The sequence below is a fragment of the Calidifontibacter indicus genome, from assembly GCF_003386865.1.
Lineage (GTDB): Bacteria > Actinomycetota > Actinomycetes > Actinomycetales > Dermatophilaceae > Yimella > Yimella indica.
The window spans coordinates 1893248-1909184 of the sequence record NZ_QTUA01000001.1 but is presented as its reverse complement, the minus strand read 5'-3'; the positions used below and the strand labels follow the sequence as shown (position 1 = coordinate 1909184).

18 protein-coding genes are annotated in these 15937 nt (G+C 69.1%); 9 read left to right on the top strand and 9 right to left on the bottom strand.

Annotated features, from left to right (window positions below; translation table 11 throughout):
• Positions 1-152 precede the first annotated feature (152 nt).
• The 4 genes from DFJ65_RS09120 to DFJ65_RS09110 are packed head-to-tail and all read right to left on the bottom strand — an operon-like array spanning position 153 to position 2611.
• On the bottom strand, positions 153-1391 hold the full coding sequence (locus DFJ65_RS09120; protein ID WP_245950148.1) for a deoxyguanosinetriphosphate triphosphohydrolase: 1239 nt from the start codon (positions 1389-1391) through the stop codon (positions 153-155).
• A complete protein-coding gene (locus tag DFJ65_RS18070) occupies positions 1388-1888 on the bottom strand; it encodes a hypothetical protein (protein ID WP_245950146.1) in 501 nt (166 codons plus the stop codon). Before DFJ65_RS18070 ends, DFJ65_RS09120 begins: the two co-directional genes overlap by 4 nt.
• A gap of 22 nt (positions 1889-1910) precedes the next feature.
• Positions 1911-2339 (bottom strand): DUF3806 domain-containing protein, encoded by a 429-nt coding sequence (locus DFJ65_RS09115; RefSeq protein WP_115922756.1) that lies wholly within the window; start codon positions 2337-2339, stop codon positions 1911-1913.
• A complete protein-coding gene (locus tag DFJ65_RS09110) occupies positions 2336-2611 on the bottom strand; it encodes a DUF2277 domain-containing protein (protein ID WP_115922755.1) in 276 nt (91 codons plus the stop codon). Before DFJ65_RS09110 ends, DFJ65_RS09115 begins: the two co-directional genes overlap by 4 nt.
• A gap of 68 nt (positions 2612-2679) precedes the next feature.
• Between DFJ65_RS09110 and DFJ65_RS09105 the strand changes: the two genes are divergently transcribed.
• Complete coding sequence (locus DFJ65_RS09105; protein WP_115922754.1) at positions 2680-3522, top strand: sulfurtransferase; 843 nt, start codon at positions 2680-2682, stop codon at positions 3520-3522.
• Between the two features lie 21 nt (positions 3523-3543).
• Here the strand turns inward: DFJ65_RS09105 and dusB are convergent, their stop codons facing one another.
• From dusB to DFJ65_RS09090, 3 genes are all read right to left on the bottom strand, one after another.
• A complete protein-coding gene (dusB, locus tag DFJ65_RS09100) occupies positions 3544-4746 on the bottom strand; it encodes a tRNA dihydrouridine synthase DusB (RefSeq protein ID WP_245950144.1) in 1203 nt (400 codons plus the stop codon).
• Between the two features lie 142 nt (positions 4747-4888).
• On the bottom strand, positions 4889-5494 hold the full coding sequence (locus DFJ65_RS09095) for a response regulator transcription factor (RefSeq protein ID WP_115922752.1): 606 nt from the start codon (positions 5492-5494) through the stop codon (positions 4889-4891).
• Positions 5491-6705 (bottom strand): sensor histidine kinase, encoded by a 1215-nt coding sequence (locus DFJ65_RS09090; RefSeq protein ID WP_170144046.1) that lies wholly within the window; start codon positions 6703-6705, stop codon positions 5491-5493. The genes DFJ65_RS09095 and DFJ65_RS09090 overlap by 4 nt, the downstream gene beginning before the upstream one ends.
• Positions 6706-6817: 112 nt before the next feature.
• Between DFJ65_RS09090 and DFJ65_RS09085 the strand changes: the two genes are divergently transcribed.
• The 6 genes from DFJ65_RS09085 (at position 6818) to DFJ65_RS09060 (ending at position 11786) form a co-directional block, all read left to right on the top strand.
• Positions 6818-7138 carry a DUF6703 family protein gene (locus tag DFJ65_RS09085; protein ID WP_245950142.1) on the top strand — a complete coding sequence of 107 codons (321 nt, stop codon included), beginning with the start codon at positions 6818-6820 and terminating at the stop codon, positions 7136-7138.
• A 76-nt stretch (positions 7139-7214) separates the two neighbouring features.
• Complete coding sequence (locus tag DFJ65_RS09080) at positions 7215-8186, top strand: metal ABC transporter substrate-binding protein (protein WP_342767508.1); 972 nt, start codon at positions 7215-7217, stop codon at positions 8184-8186.
• Positions 8183-9022: a metal ABC transporter ATP-binding protein gene (locus tag DFJ65_RS09075; protein ID WP_115922749.1), complete on the top strand. Its 840-nt coding sequence runs from the start codon at positions 8183-8185 to the stop codon at positions 9020-9022. Before DFJ65_RS09080 ends, DFJ65_RS09075 begins: the two co-directional genes overlap by 4 nt.
• A 1-nt stretch (position 9023) precedes the next feature.
• Positions 9024-10016 carry a metal ABC transporter permease gene (locus tag DFJ65_RS09070; protein ID WP_342767535.1) on the top strand — a complete coding sequence of 331 codons (993 nt, stop codon included), beginning with the start codon at positions 9024-9026 and terminating at the stop codon, positions 10014-10016.
• Positions 10013-10393 (top strand): Fur family transcriptional regulator, encoded by a 381-nt coding sequence (locus DFJ65_RS09065; RefSeq protein ID WP_115922747.1) that lies wholly within the window; start codon positions 10013-10015, stop codon positions 10391-10393. Before DFJ65_RS09070 ends, DFJ65_RS09065 begins: the two co-directional genes overlap by 4 nt.
• Before the next feature lie 379 nt (positions 10394-10772).
• On the top strand, positions 10773-11786 hold the full coding sequence (locus DFJ65_RS09060; protein WP_211308406.1) for a PDDEXK family nuclease: 1014 nt from the start codon (positions 10773-10775) through the stop codon (positions 11784-11786).
• Between the two features lie 230 nt (positions 11787-12016).
• On the opposite strand, the gene DFJ65_RS09055 is transcribed toward DFJ65_RS09060, so the two are convergent.
• Both DFJ65_RS09055 and recO read right to left on the bottom strand, forming a co-directional pair.
• Positions 12017-12793: an isoprenyl transferase gene (locus tag DFJ65_RS09055; RefSeq protein WP_425453024.1), complete on the bottom strand. Its 777-nt coding sequence runs from the start codon at positions 12791-12793 to the stop codon at positions 12017-12019.
• 2 nt (positions 12794-12795) lie between these two features.
• Positions 12796-13548: a DNA repair protein RecO gene (gene recO / locus DFJ65_RS09050; RefSeq protein WP_115922746.1), complete on the bottom strand. Its 753-nt coding sequence runs from the start codon at positions 13546-13548 to the stop codon at positions 12796-12798.
• A 63-nt stretch (positions 13549-13611) separates the two neighbouring features.
• Between recO and DFJ65_RS09045 the strand changes: the two genes are divergently transcribed.
• Complete coding sequence (locus DFJ65_RS09045; protein ID WP_115922745.1) at positions 13612-15165, top strand: phytoene desaturase family protein; 1554 nt, start codon at positions 13612-13614, stop codon at positions 15163-15165.
• Positions 15166-15277: 112 nt separating this feature from the next.
• Complete coding sequence (locus DFJ65_RS09040; RefSeq protein WP_115922744.1) at positions 15278-15919, top strand: alpha-ketoglutarate-dependent dioxygenase AlkB; 642 nt, start codon at positions 15278-15280, stop codon at positions 15917-15919.
• The last annotated feature ends 18 nt before the right edge of the window (positions 15920-15937 follow it).

Here is a 15937-nt window from a genome sequence, read left to right as displayed (position 1 = left end):
CCGAGGCTGCGCACTCCGCGTTCGTTTGTCCAAAGTTGGAGGAGCGGCATTGTGCAGGGACGCAGGGGACATAGCCGGAAGCGTAGAACGAAGCTGCGACGGAGCGAGCCTGTTTGTCCAAGGTTGAGCGGGCGCCGACGGTCCGCCCGGGGTCAGAGGTGGGTCCGCACCAGTTGTCGGGCACGGACGTCGGTGAGCGAGGCCACCTGGTCCACCACCACCCGCAACCGCGCGCCGTCGTCACCGGCGCTCGCGTGGTCCTGCGCGAAGATCGGGTCGAGCAACTCGGGACGGCGGCCGAAGAGCCCGACCAGAGCGGTCAACTCCTCCCGCTGCTCGCTCATCAACTCGTTGCGTTCCGCGGTGAACATCACGTAGCGCGCGGCGGTCGCCTTCAGCAGGGCGTTCTCCGCGAGCACCGCGTCGGGCACCACCAAGTTCGCGTCATAACGCAGCAACTGTCCGTCGCCGTAGCGCTCACGGGTCGCGCGTACCGCCTCCCGCACGAACCACCCGATGAGCCGGCTGGTCATGTCCTTCAGCGCGGCAGCGGCCGCCCGCCCGGTGGCGGCACCGGTCGGGAAGGCCTTGCTCTCCCGCAGTGCGACCGCGGATCTGCGCAATCGGTCCAGCGGCAGTCGTGGGGCGTACAGCGCCCGGGCCAGTTCCGCCAAGTCCTCCAACTCACCCGGATCGTGCAGCACCCTCAGGTCGATGAGCCCGGCGGTGACCCCGTCCTCCACGTCGTGGACGGAGTATGCGACATCATCCGCCCAGTCCATCACCTGCGCTTCCAGGCACCGCGCGCGGCGGTCGCCGAGCGGCGCGTCGGCGCGCACCCAGTCGAAGATCTCGCGGTCGTCGGCGTAACAACCGAACTTCGGCGTCCGCTCGGGGCCACCGCCTCGGCCCCAGGGATACTTCGACGCTGCGTCGAGGCTGGCACGGGTCAGGTTGAGGCCGACGGGGCGTCCGTCGGCGGTCGACCGCTTCGCCTCGATCCGGGTCAGCAGCCGGAAGGTCTGCGCGTTCCCCTCGAAGCCACCGATCGCATGCGCGACCGCGTCCAGCGCCTTCTCCCCGTTGTGGCCGTACGGCGGGTGCCCGAGATCGTGTGCGAGGCAGGCGGTGTCGACTACGTCCGCGTTGCAGCCGAGCGCCGCAGCGATCTCCCGACCGATCTGCGCGACCTCCAACGAATGCGTCAACCGGTTGCGGATGAAATCGTCGGAATCGGGTTGCAGCACTTGGGTCTTGGCCGACAATCGGCGCAGCGCCGCCGAGTGGAGCACGCGCGCACGGTCGCGGGCGAAGTCGTCGCGATCGGCGCTCTTCTGAGCGGGATCCTCGCCGACGAATCGTTCCCGGTCGCGGTCGCCGTACGCGTTCACCGTCCGCCTTCGGGGCGTCGTGCGAACCGACCACCGGCGGCGAGCGCCCGGAACGGCAGTCGCATCGCGTGCTCGGTGTAGCCACCGATCGCCAGGCCGGCGCCGCGTTCGAAGACGTTGCGCGACCAGACGTCGCCGGTGAGCACCTTCGACCACGCACACGCCAACAGGTAGGCGGGGATGAACGGTAGTCCGCCGAGCCGTTGGTACTGGAACGAATGCCATTCCTCGTGCCGGAACAACCATTCGCGCTGGGCGAGGATGTCGGGCCACTGGTGCTTGGTGATCGCGACGCTGCCGACCGTGAACGCTCCGGCGTCGGGAAAACCGAACCGGTAACCGTCGGCGAGCCACATGCCCCGCGGCCCCTTGCTCACCCGGCAGCCGCCGATGCGCGCGACGAGGAGCCCGAAGGCGGTCGATCCGTTGATCGCGTTCGCGCGGTTCTTGCGGGCGATGAGCGCCGGATCGTGTTCGCGGACAAAGGGATCCGCCATGAGGCTGAGGCTCATCGGTCGCTCACTGCGGCTCGCCGAACGAGTCGAGCGCGGCCGCCACGAACCCGGAGACCCACTCCCGCTGCTGCACCGCCCAGTGACCTGCGACGGGGTCGACCGGAAACAGGATCGAGGACTCGTCGGGGCTGGCCAGCGCGAGGTCACGACCCTGGTCGTCGGTCACGATGCGCCAGTCGGCGTCGCTGTTGCGGCGAAGGTGCTCCCCCAACGCCATGCCGATGGCGGTGAGCGTCGGGGTCGGATCCTCGCGTTGATCGGGCTCGGTCGCCAGCACCTGGTCGAGGTACTTCTCGTAGGCGTCCTGCAGCGTCTCCAGGAGTTCGGGGTCGATGCCGAGCCGCGCAGCATCGCCGAGCCAGCCGCGCAGCACGATGCGGGCCTGGGTGTCGAGTGGCTCGACCTGCGGCGCGCCCTCGTCGGGGGCGTTCACGCGCTCGCGCCGTACCTGACCTGCGCGCGGGCGCGCGCCTTGGCCGCCTCGGCCTCGCGGTTCTTGGGCGGCGCGGTGGTCACGAGCGCATCGATCAGGTGGCGGCTGATGTGAGCGATCTCGTCGACGGCGGCGTCGAACGCCTCCTGGTTGGCGGCCGACGGCTTGGTCGTGCCGGCAATCTTGCGCACGTACTGCAGCGCTGCGGCGTGCACCTCGTCGTCGGTGGCCGGCGGCTCGAAGTTGTTCAGCGGACGGATGTTGCGGCACATGTGTCCAGCGTGTCATACCACCCCTGGATGCGTCCCCTCCGCGCACCTTCGCGTCCTACGCTTGCGCCATGAGCCGCCGAAGCCGTCCGTTGGTGAGTGCCGAGCGCCTGAAGCAGGTGCTCGACGAGGGTGAACGCAACCCGCTGTTGCTCGACGTCCGCTGGCAGTTGAACGCGCCGTCGCAGCGTGCGGAGTACGACCGGGCGCACCTGCCCGGTGCGCAGTGGGTGGAGTTCGAGGAGGTGCTGACCGGCACCCCCGGTGCGGGAGGTCGGCACCCGATGCCCGACCCGGAGCCGTTCGAGCGCGCGATGCGCGCCGCCGGCGTGACCGACGACCGTCCGGTGGTGATCTACGACCAGGCGAATTCGCTTGCTGCGAGCCGGGCTTGGTGGTTGCTGAAGCACTTCGGCCACACCGACGTGCACGTGCTCGACGGCGGCATCGACGCCTGGGTGGCCGCCGGCTACCCGGTCACGGCGCAGGTCACGCCGGAGCCCGAAGGCGACTTCGTGGCCACCCCGGGGTGCACGACCTTGCTGGAGGCCGACCACGCGGCCGACCTCGCCTACCGGTCGGTGCTGCTCGACGCGCGTCCGGCCGACAGGTTCCGCGGCGAGAACGAGACGATCGACCCGGTCGCCGGGCACATTCCGGGCGCGGTCTCGATGCCCGCACTGACCAATGTCGACGAGTCGGGCAAGTTCCTGCCGCCCGACGACCTGGCGCTGCGGTTCACCGCGGCCGGTGTGCAGCCCGACACCGAGGTCGGTGTGTACTGCGGTTCCGGAGTGCAGGCGTCACACCTGGCGTTGGCGCTCGAGGCGAGCGGCATCAACCCGCGCACGGGTGTCTACGTCGGGTCGTGGTCGCACTGGATCACCGACCCCGAGCGGCCGATCGAGGTCTGATCCCGACGCCGTCGGGCGGCGTCAGCCGCCGGAGACGTCGAGCTCGGCCGCGGCAATGGTGGCCCGCTGCTGCGGCGAGAGTTCCTGGCTGTCCAACCAACCGTCCGGCAGGATGACCCGCCGCTCCGAACCCGCGCGCCCGCGCTGTCCCTCCGCAGCCTCCCCCGGCCACGGCTGGTCGAGATCCATGGTGGCGATCAGGTCATCGAGCGCGGCCAGGCTGTCGACCAGCGCGAGTCGGTGCCGGATGTCGGAGCCGGCCCGGAATCCCTTGAGGTACCACGCGATGTGCTTGCGGATGTCGCGGCAGGCCTTGGTCTCCGACTCGTAGAACTCCACGAGGTACTCGGTGTGGCGGCGCAGCGTCGTCGCGACGGTGCGCAGGCCTGGCTCGACGCGGTGGTCGGAGCCGGCGAAGGCGGCGGCCAGGTCGGTGAACAGCCACGGACGCCCCAGGCACCCGCGTCCGACGACCACCCCGTCGCAGCCGGTCTCGGCGACCATCCGCAGGGCGTCCTCGGCCGACCAGATGTCGCCGTTGCCGAGCACCGGCACGCTGGTGACGGTCTCCTTGAGCCGGCGGATCGCCGACCAGTCGGCGGTGCCGGAGTAGGCCTGGGCGGCGGTGCGCGCGTGCAGCGCGACGGCGGAGGCGCCCTCGCCCTCGGCGATCCGGCCGGCCTCGAGGTAGGTGAGGTGGTCGTCGTCGATGCCCTTGCGCATCTTGACCGTCACCGGGATGTCGGCCTTGCCGGCTTCACGCACCGCGTTCGACACGATGCCGCGGAACAGTTCGGTCTTCCACGGCAGCGCCGATCCGCCGCCCTTGCGGGTCACCTTGGGCACCGGGCACCCGAAGTTGAGGTCGATGTGGTCGCAGCGGTCTTCCTCCACGAGCATCCGGACGGCGGCCGCCGTGGTGGCCGGGTCGACGCTGTAGAGCTGGATCGACCGGGGCGACTCGTCGGGGTCGTGCTCGATGAGGCGCATCGTGATCGGGGTGCGCTCGACGAGCGCCCGCGAGGTGATCATCTCGCTGACGTACAGGCTGCCCGCGCCGCTCACACCCGCGGCGTCCGAACCCGCATCGCCGTACTGGCGGCACAGTCGCCGGAACGCACGGTTGGTTATGCCGGCCATCGGGGCCAGCACCACGGGGGTCTCGATGCGCTGGTTGCCGATCTGCAGGGCAGGCAGCACGGGCGCGGGGGCAGTCACAGTCATAACGCCATCCATCGTCTCAGGCCGATGCAAATCGGCGACCTCTCCCGTCCCGCAAACTCCCCCTCCCGCAAACGCTGCAGTACTCGTCAGTCGCTGCGTTTGCAACTGCAGCGACCAAGGAGTACTGCAGTGTTTGCGGGGTTCAGAGCCAGCCGTTGTTGTCGGCGATGGTCACGGCCTCGGCGCGGTTGCGGGCTCCGGTCTTGCCGATGGCCGACGACAGGTGGTTGCGGATGGTGCCTTCGGACAGGAACATCCGCTTGGCCACATCGCTGACCGTGCCTCCGGCGCGCGCTTCGCGCAGCACCTCCGACTCACGGGTGGTCAGCGGTGACTCACCGCTGACGAGGCTGTCTGCGGCGAGGCTCGGGTCGACCACCCGCAGCCCGACATGGACGCGTCGGATGGCGGCTGCGAGTTCGCGCGCGGGGGTGTCCTTGACGACGAATCCGGCTGCGCCGGCTTGCAGTCCGCGCCGCAGGTAGCCGGGACGACCGAAGGTCGTGACGATGAGCACCCGGACGTCGGGGATCGCCGCCGTGACGTCGGCCGTGGCGGTGATGCCGTCCTTGGCGGGCATCTCGACGTCCATCAGCACGACGTCGGGGCGGGTGCGACGGGCCACGTCGACCACGTCGTCACCCGAACCCACCTCGGCCACGACCTCCAGATCGGATTCGAAGGACAACAGGGCGGCCAGTCCCCCGCGCACCAGCGCCTGGTCGTCGGCCAGCATCACCTTGATCATGCGTTGCCCTCCGGGGCGGCCATGCTGACCCGCACCCCGTTGGACTGAACCAGGTTCACCTGCAATTGCAACCCGGCGATGCGCGCCCGCTCCCGCAACCCGACCAGCCCCTCGCCCGACGCGATGCCGTCGTGTCCGACACCGTTGTCCTGCACGCTGACCCGCTCCGACCCGATCGTGATCGCGCACGTCGTGGCGCCCGAGTGGCGCAGCACGTTCGTGACCGCCTCGCGCACCGTCCAGGCGAACGGCTCGCGCAACTCCTCCGGCACGTCCTCGACGCTCGAAGGCAGGGACGCCTGAATGCCCGCCGCGTTCAGTGCCGACCGGGCCCGGCTGAGTTCGCCCGCGAGCGAGATCTCGCGGAAGCCTTCGACCGCGCCGCGCACATCGGCGAGCGCCGAGCGCGACAGACGCTCGAGGTCGGCGACCTCTTGACGGGCGCGCGCAGGGTCGACGTCCATGAGTCGCCCGGCGAGTTCTGCCTTGATCGTGATGACGGTCAGGCTGTGACCGAGGATGTCGTGCAGATCGCGGGCCATCCGGTTGCGTTCGGCCTGCACCGCGAGTTGGGCGTTCTCGATGCGCGCGACACCGAGCGCCCGTTGCCGACGGGCCGCCGCCTGTGCTGCGAGCACTGCCACCGTCGCGAAGCCCAGGGCGATCAGCCCGCCGAAGTCGAAACTCCAGCCCGGCGCGACCACCATCGCGATCGTCAACCCGACCCCGGATGCGACGCAGATCGCGAGCGCCCATGGCCACCGAACGGTCCACAGCGCTGCGACAGCCGCGAAAACGACTGCGGTCAGACCGGATTCACCAACACCGAAGATCAAAATCAGGGCGAGGATCCACATCGCAGCGAAGGTGAGGGCTCCTCGCCGATCGAGACCGGGGTGTTCGGCGGTCGGCGTCTCGGCGAACACCGCGCTGCGGGCGATGAAGTGCGCCACGTAACAGCCGGCGAACGCCACGACGGCTGCAGCAAGGGCGTAGCGCAGCACGGGTCGATCGAGGTTCAGCGCGTCGAAGAACACCGGGACGAGCCAGATCAGCCAGACGCAACTCCAGAACAACCCGAGGACGCTGCCGACGCGTCGCGCGCGCTCCGAGCCGTCGGCGCAGTCGAACCGATCGACACGGTCGTTCATGCGGTCGTTCACCCGCTCGTTGGCGCCGACGGCCGACACCGGCAGTCCACGTCGACGCATCCCGTTCCTGGGTCCCACAATCATCGAGCCTGCCACTTCGACCCGCCGGATCACAGCGGCGGGCCGATGGTCGTGACAAATGTCAGGTCGGGCGCCCCGTACCCTCGTTGTCGTGCAGGACAAGCCTTCCGTTTCCGTGTCGCCGCTGCGGGCGAAGCTCGAACACCGCAGCAACCCGATGGTCGAGGCGCTCAGCCGGACCCCGCGGGTCGTTCCGATCGTGCTGTTCGCCGTGCTGGTCGTCGCCGGTCTGGTGCTGCGCGGCACCGTCGGCGGTGTGCTGCTCACCCTCGCTGCCGCCTTCGTCGGCTGGCTGGCGTTCCTGGTGTGGCGGCAGCTGACGCTGCCGGAGCGATTGTTCCGGTGTGCGGTGCTCGTGCTGATCGCCGCGTTGGCGATCGTGTCGTACGCATCGGACGGCTTGCTCGGCTGAGCCGGGGAGCCCAAACGGGCTCCCCGGTTGGGCCCGAAGTTGACAATCGTTCTCATCTCAATAGAGAATGATTCTCATGTTCTCCTCTCGTCGCACCCTGTCTGCCGCGCTGACCACGACCGCCATGCTCGCCCTCACCGCGTGCGGCAGTTCGGATGCGAGCGACGGGTCGTCGGGCGGTGCGTCGTCCGGCAAGCCCTCCCTGGAGGTCGTCGCGTCGTTCTACCCGCTGCAGTACGCCGCCGAGCGCGTCGGCGGCAGCCACGTCACGGTGTCCTCCCTGACCAAGCCGGGCGCCGAGCCGCACGACCTCGAACTCACCCCCAAGCAGGCCGGTCAGGTCGCGCAGTCGTCGCTGCTGATCTATCTCGCGGGGTTCCAGCCGTCCGTCGACGCGGCGGCCAAGGAGGCGCCGCAGCGCCTCGACGTCGCCTCGGTGGCCGACCTCAGCCTGCATGCCGACGAGGTGACCGCGGTCGACAGTGAGAGCGCCGACGACCACGATCACGACCACGGCTCGGAGCACGGGGCTGACCCGCACTTCTGGCTCGACCCGACGCGCTACGCGAAGGTGGTCACTGCGATCGGCGAGAAGTTCGCCGGCCAAGACCCCACCCACGCGTCCCAATACCGTTCATCTGCAGCGTCATTCGTCAAGGAGTTGACCGCTCTCGACGGATCGTTCTCCACCACGCTCGCCACCTGCAGCAACCGCAACCTGGTCACCAGCCACACCGCGTTCGGCTACCTGGCCCAGCGCTACAAGCTGCACCAGGTCGGTGTCACCGCCATCTCCCCCGACCAGGAGCCGACACCCGGCCGCCTCAAGGCCGTGACCGCGTACGTCAAGGCCAACAAGGTGACGACGATCTACACCGAGACCCTCGCCTCGCCGAAGGTCGCCGAGACCGTCGCCAAGAGCACCGGCGCGAAGGTCGCGGTGCTCGACCCGCTCGAAGGCATCAGCGACAAGTCGGCCGGCACCGACTACCTGTCGGTCATGCGATCCAACCTCAACACGCTGAAGCAGGGACAATCGTGTCAGTGACCACCCCACCAGCTCTCGACCTGCGCACCGCCGCCTTCGGGTACGGCGGTCGCGTCGTCGTCGAGCACCTCACCTTCGACGTGCCGGCCGGTCAGGTCGTGGCCGTCGTCGGTCCGAACGGGTCGGGCAAGTCGACCTTCGTGAAGGGTGTGCTCGGCCTCGCCGACCATCTCGCGGGTGACTTCTGCGTCTTCGGGCAGGCCCCGGGCACGCGGGCGACCCGACGGCGCATCGGGTACGTGCCGCAGCGGCACACCCTGTCGGCCTCGGTGCGCGCCACCGTCCGCGAGATCGTCGAGACCGGACGGCTGGCCCACCGTCCGTGGTACCGCCCGGCGGGTGCCGACGACCGAGCCGGGGTCGAGGCGGCCCTGGCGCAGGTGGGGCTCAGCGACCACATCAATGCCGAGGTGTCCGATCTGTCCGGTGGCCAGCAGCGCCGCGTGCTCATCGCCCGCGCGCTCGCGGGTCGCCCTGACATGCTGATCATGGACGAGCCCACCGCCGGGGTCGACGTCGCGAGCCAGGACGTGCTGGCCGAAGTGTTGCACCGACTGTCCGGCGAGGGCACGACGATGCTGATCGTCACCCACGAACTCTCCGCGCTGCGCGGCATCCTCGACCGAATCGTCGAGATCGCCCAGGGCAGAACCACTTTCGACGGCACCCCGGCCCAGTGGGCCGACCAGGAGCACACCCGCATCCTCGCCACCGCAGCCCACGACGGTCACTGCGGCCCGGCCGACGAACAGCGGGCCGCCTACGCGTCGGGCCCCTGGGACTGCGTCGAGCTGCCGACCAACGCACCCGAAGCCGCCGCAGGTCGCCGTGCTTGAGATGTTCCAACTCGACTTCATGCGCCAGGCCTTCGTCGCCGCGTTGCTCGTGGGCGCCGCGGCTCCGGCCGTCGGCGTGTTCCTCCTGCAGCGGCGCCTGTCCCTCATCGGCGACGGCCTCGGTCACGTGGCCCTCGCAGGTGTCGCGATCGGGGTGCTCACCGGGGCTGCGCCCACCTGGACGGCGTTGGTCGCGGCGGTGCTCGCGGCGTGCGTCATCGAGGCGATCCGGTTGCGCGGCAACACGAATGCCGACGTCGCCCTCGCGGTGATGTTCTACGGCGGTATCGCGCTCGGCGTCGTGCTGTTGGCGAAGGCTCCGGCCGATGAAGGCGCCTCGATCAACACCTACCTGTTCGGGTCGATCCTCACCACACAGGCCGACCAGTTGTGGCAGTTCGCGGTGCTCGCGCTCATCGCGTTGGCCACGACGACGGTGTTCCGCAAGCGTTTGTTCGCGGTGGCCAACGACGAGGAATTCGCCCGCGCCGCAGGCCTTCCGGTGATGCGCACCAACCTCATGCTGTCGGTGCTCACCTCGATGACGGTCGTGCTGTCGATGCGGGTGATCGGTCTGTTGCTGATCAGTGCCCTGATGATCCTGCCGAACGCCACCGGCCAGCTGCTCGGTCGCAGCTTCCGGGCCTCCACCATCTGGGCGGTCGTCGTCGGTGTGCTCTGCGGTGCGGTCGGGGTGGCCGGTTCGTACCAGCTCGACACCCCCTCGGGTGGCACGGTCGTGCTCACGTGCGTCGTCGTCTTCGTCGCGGTGTCGGTCGCGGCCTCGCTGCGCCGAGGAGCAGTGCTGCGCCGGGCTCGCCGCAGCAACCACCCGCACCAGCACTTCGACGGATGCGGGCACCCGGCGGTGCTGCACGCCGACCACGTCGACTACGTCCACGACGGTCACCGGCACGCCGCACACCTCGACCATTGGGACGAACACCCCGACGAGACGGCTACCGAAGCTCCCCGCGAGGAGGCGCACTCATGACCCGCAAACCGACCCGCCAGCAGACCGCCGTCGCCCAGGAGCTCGCGTCTCGCGAGGCGTTCACCTCGGCGCAGGAACTGCATGCCGCGCTGACCCGTAGCGGCGCCTCCGTCGGGTTGGCGACGGTCTACCGCACGCTGCAGTCGATGGTCGAGGGCGGCAAGGTCGACGCCCTTGTCTCACCCGACGGCGAAACCATCTACCGCAGTTGCGGCAGTAGCGGCCATCACCACCACCTCGTCTGCCGCGAGTGTGGGCGGACGGTGGAGCTCGAGGGGCCGGCCGTCGAGCGATGGGCCGACAAGGTCAGCGCCGAGCACGGCTTCCGCGACGTCGAGCACACCCTGGAGATCTTCGGGGTCTGCCGCGACCACTGAGTCGCGTCCAGGCTGCCGGTCAGGCAGTCTTTCGGTCAGACGGCCTTGCGGTGAGTCGATGTGGTGATCGGTTCATCGATCACCTCGGGTCTTCTCGCTCTGAAGGCACCAACGCCGACGGTGTACTGCGAACCGCGGTTGCATCTGAACGGCGTAGCCCAAACCGCGGATTGGGACAGCCGGCGTAGCCCAAACCGCGGATTGGTCGTGCCAGCTAGTGCAAACCGAGGGTCATAGAGCGCGGTCTGCACTACCTGGGTCCGCCCAACCGCGGTTTGCACTACGCCGACGACCGCCGGCGCCCTCCCCAGCCGGCCAGTGTCCGCAGCCCCATCCACAGTCACGCCGGCTCCTCCACCGCACCAGCGCACTCGAGGCATTGGGTATCGCGATGACAAGTGTTCCGAAGAAGGTCGGCCGAGCCTGGCGCGCACCGCTCGCCGAGCAAATCGCCGCCACGCAGGGCGGTGTTGTCCATCGCTCACAGCTGCGATCCCAACGCATCGGCCGCGACGACGTCCGAGCCGAGGTTGCGGCAGGTCGCTGGCAGACCCATGGCAAGCACACCGTCGCGGTGCTTGCCGTTCCAACTGAGCCGATTGCTGCCTACTGGACTGCAGTATGGGAAAGCGGATCCGGTGCACTCCTCGATGGACCGGCCGCCCTGATTGCTGCTGGCATGACGGGGTTCGAGCCTCGCCGGATCGACGTCGCGCTGCTCAACGGTCGCAAGGGATATCAACGTGCAGGTGTCCGGATCCGCCGCCGTCGCGAGCTCGTCCGAGACCCCACCGCCGGCGGCCCACCCCGTGTGCCCGTCTCCATCGCCACCATTCACGCCGCGCAGTGGGCTGTCTCCGATCGCCAGGCTGCGTTGCTCCTGTGCCTGCCGATCCAGCAGCGCCTCCTGACACCGAATTCCCTCGCTCAGGCCTGGCACGACATGGGACCATCGCCGCGACGCGAAGTCATTGCCTCGATCATCGCCGACGTCAGCGCAGGAGCACATTCCCTCGGCGAACTCGACTTCGGCGGGCACTGCCTCGCCTTCGGCATCCCCGAGCCAGCGCGCCAGGTGGTTCGCGACGGTGCCGACGGTCGCGCTTACCTCGACGCCGGGTGGGACGACATCGGCCTCGTCGTCGAGATCGATGGTGGGCACCATCAACTGGCGCTGAGTCCGATCGACGACGCGCTTCGCCAGAACGACGAGACCATTCGCGGGAGCAAAGTCCTCCGCATCCCGGTCGTCGGGCTCCGAGTTGCGCCCGATCGCTTCATGAAGCAGGTGGCCTCCGCGTACTGGATGTTGTGGACGGCGACCAACGGTGTCGCGCACGCGCACACTGCAGCGGCGACATTGTGCAATCCGCGGTTTGGAAGGACGCCGTAGTGCAGACCGCGGTTTGGAAGCACGCCGTAGCGCAACCTGCGGGCTATGGAACGCGGTTTGCACTACACGCGGCACCCAAATCCGCAGTTTGCACAACCCCGTCATCAAAGTGGCAGGCGCCGCGATCACCGACACGAACTCGCGTCAGACGCGCGTTACTCCGGAGTTCAGGCCGATACGCCCGAGTAAGTCGCGCCTGACGCGACTTGGTGCGGGGCGGCGTCCGCCGGTCAGCTCGAGGCCGCGGCGTCGACGGCCCCACCGAAGCGGCGATCACGGTCGGCGTAGATCTGCACGGCGCGCCAGAGGTCCTGGCGGGTGAAGTCGGGCCACAGCGTGTCGAGGAAGACCATCTCGGCGTAGGCCGACTGCCACAACAGGAAGTTGCTGGTGCGCTGCTCGCCCGAGGAACGCACGAACAGGTCGACGTCGGGCATGTCGGGCCAGGTGAGATTGCGCGCGATCATCTTCTCGTCGATCGACGACGGCTTGATCTTGCCCTTCTTCACCTGCTCGGCGATGCGCTGACAAGCCTGCGCGATCTCGGCCCGACCGCCGTAGTTGACGCACATCTGCAGCGTCATCCCGGTGTTGTTCGCCGTGATCTCCTCGGCCCGCTTGAGCTCCTTGAGCACCGACAGCCACAACCGCGGACGCTGCCCCGACCACCGGCAGCGCACGTTCCAGGAGTGCAGGAGGTCGACTCGGCGACGGATCACGTCACGGTTGAAGCCCATCAGGAAGCGCACCTCGTCGGGTGAACGCCGCCAGTTCTCGGTCGAGAACATGTAGGCCGAGAGGTTCGGGATGCCCATCTCGATGCACCCGGCGATGACGTCGATGAGCTGCGCCTCGCCGGCCTCGTGCCCCTTGGTGCGCGGCAGACCGCGCTGGTTGGCCCAGCGTCCGTTCCCGTCCATCACCATCGCGACGTGCTGCGGCACCAGTTCCTTCGGGATGGCCGGCGGAACGAGCCCCTCGACATGCAGCGGCGGGGCCTCGGGAATGGTCACTGACGGGCTCCTTCGGTGGACGGGGTGCGGTCGACCAGACGCAACGATCTCACGCCACGCTCCAGGTGCCATTGCACATAGGCGGCGACGAGGCCGGTGGCCTCGGTGCGGACTTCCGGGGCGCTGGCGTCGGCGACGGCCCAGTCGGCCGACAACAGTGCGCCGAGCAGTTCGAAGGTCTGCGGACGAGGGGCTCCCGAACCGGGCGTTCGGCACGACGAGCAGACCGCTCCCCCACTGGCCAGGTTGAACGCACGATGGGGTCCTTCGGCGCCGCACCCGGCGCACTTGTCGAAGGTGGGCGCCCAACCCGCGATGGCGACGGCGCGCAACAGGTAGCTGTCGAGCACCAGACCCGGCTCGTGTGACGAATTCGCCAGTGCGGCAAGACCACCCGCCAGCAGGTTGAACTGCTGCACCTGCACCTCACGTTCGTCGCAGAGGCGCTCGGCGGTCTCCAGCATGGCCGCCGCCGCGGTGTAGGCGGAGTAGTCCTGAGTGATGTTGTCGCCGTACGGCGCGAGCAGTTCGGCCTGGGTGACGGTGTCGAGGTTGCGCCCCTCGTAGCACTGCACCTGCACGATCATCGCGGGCTCGAGCCGCGACCCGAACTTCGACTTGGTGCGCCGCACCCCCTTGGCGACGGCGCGCACCTTGCCGCGACCGCGCAGCAACATCGTGACGATGCGATCGTGCTCGCCCAGCTTGTGGGTGCGCAGCACGATGGCGACGTCGTTGTAGGTGGGCATAACTCCTTCCATTGTCCCCCAACCGCCGCAGCGGCTGCGGCACCGACCCCTAGGATCGAGGCCATGCACAGCAGCTCGCACGACGTCGTCATCGTCGGTGGGGGCCACAACGGCCTCACCGCAGCCGCCTACCTCGCCAAGGCGGGCAAGTCCGTTCTCCTGCTGGAGCGTCAGGACGACCTCGGTGGCGCCACCGTGTCGGCGGACGCGTTCGACGGGATGGGTGCTCGGCTGTCGCGCTACTCCTACCTGGTGAGCCTGATGCCGCGCCGCATCATCGACGATCTCGGGCTCTCGCTGCGGCTCGCGCGGCGTCGTTACTCGTCCTACACGCCGATGCCCGGCGGCGATCGCGGGCTCTTGGTCGATCATCAGGACGCCGCCGCGACCCAGGCGTCGTTCAAGGCCGTCGGCGCCGGGGCCGACTTCGACCGGTGGGGTGAGTTCTACGGGCGCACAACGAAACTCGCCGAGGCGATCTGGCCCACGATGACCGAGCCGTTGCGGCGACGCGGCGAGATCGACCGGCTCGTCGGCGACCCGGCGCTGGCCCGCGACTTCCTCGACCGTCCGCTCGGTGAGGTCATCGAGTCGACCTTCGCTGACGACCTCGTGCGCGGCGTCGTGCTCACCGACGGCCTCATCTCGACGTACGCCTCGGCGCACCAGACCGATCTGCGGCACAACATCTGCTTCCTCTACCACGTGATCGGCGGAGGCACCGGCGACTGGGACGTTCCGATCGGCGGCATGGGCCAGGTGGCAACCCAATTGGCCGACATCGCACGCGCCGCGGGCGCCACGCTGACCACCGGTGCCACCGTGACCGGCGTCGAGCAGGGTGCCGTCACCTGGCACGACACCGCCGGCGTAGAGCACCGCGCGACCGCCGACACCGTGCTGTGGGCAGCGGCGCCGGAGGTGCTCGACCAACTCGCCGGCGGCACCCGCGGTGAGCGGGTCGAGGGTGCCCAGGTGAAGGTCAACCTGCTGTTGTCACGCCTGCCCCGGTTGCGGGAGACCTCCGTGGCTCCCCAGGCCGCCTTCGGCGGCACGTTCCACATCAACGAGCTCTACAGCCAGCTCGAAAATGCCTACACCGCAGCCGAATCGGGCACCGTCCCCGACCCGATGCCGGCCGAGATCTACTGCCACTCGATCACCGACCCGTCGATCCTGTCGCCCGAGCTGCAGGCGTCCGGCGCGCAGACGCTCACCGTCTTCACCCTGCAGACCCCTGACCGGCTGCTCGACGACGCCGACGGCGCCGCCATGCGCGACGACCTGCAGCGCCGCGTGCTCGATTCGCTGAGTTCGGTGCTCGCCGAACCGATCGAGGACGTCGTGATGCGCGACCGTGCGGGCAACCCGTGTGTCGAGACCAAGACCACGCGTGACCTGCAGGACGTGCTCGCGATGCCCGGCGGCAACATCTTCCACGCGCCGCTCACCTGGCCCTGGGTCGACGACGACGCACCCTTGGAGACGGCGGCGCAGCGCTGGGGCGTCGCGACGGCGTACGACGGAGTGCTGCTGGCAGGCGCCGGCTCGCAGCGCGGTGGCGGTGTGAGCGGCCTGGGTGGGTTCGCGGCAGCACAAGCCGTGCTGGAGGGCTGAGCCGCTCTTCGCCCCGGGCGCCGGTCAGACCGACTCGAGGGCGCCATCGATTCGCCTCGCGATCGAACAAATGTACTGGCCGTGAATCTGTGATCGGCGTATCATCGAACACATGTCCTATGCATTGCAGGGTTCACTGCTCGACCAGGTCGAACAGGTCGGACTGCGCTCCCTCGCCGGCGCCGTCCGCCGCACGCCGCTTTCCCGGGGAGCGTGGGTGGATCTGCGGCCGGGCTGGCTGACCGGTGCCGATGAACTCTTCGCCCGACTGATGCCCGGCGGCAGTGGCGGCGTCGACTGGCGGGGCGAGCGACGGATGATGTACGACCGCGAGGTCGACACGCCGCGCCTCCTGCGGTTCTACTCCGCCACCGAACGCTGGCCCGATCCCGTTCTGCAGCAGGCGCGTTCGGCCCTCTCCACCTACTACGCCGACGAGCTCGGCGAGCCGTTCACCACTGCGGGCATGTGCCTCTATCGCGACGGACGCGACTCGGTCGCCTGGCACGGCGACCGCGAGGGGCGCGCGTCGACACACGACACGATGGTCGCGATCGTGTCCATCGGTTCACCGCGCGCGCTGATGATGCGCCCGGCAGGTGGGGGCGAGTCGATCCGGTTCACCCTCGGGCACGGCGATCTGGTCGTGATGGGTGGCTCGCATCAGCGGACGTGGGAGCATGCGATTCCCAAGAGCAGCAAGCCCGTCGGCCCACGGATCAGCGTGCAGTTCCGCCCGCACGGCATTCGCTGACGGGTTCGCCGGCCGTCC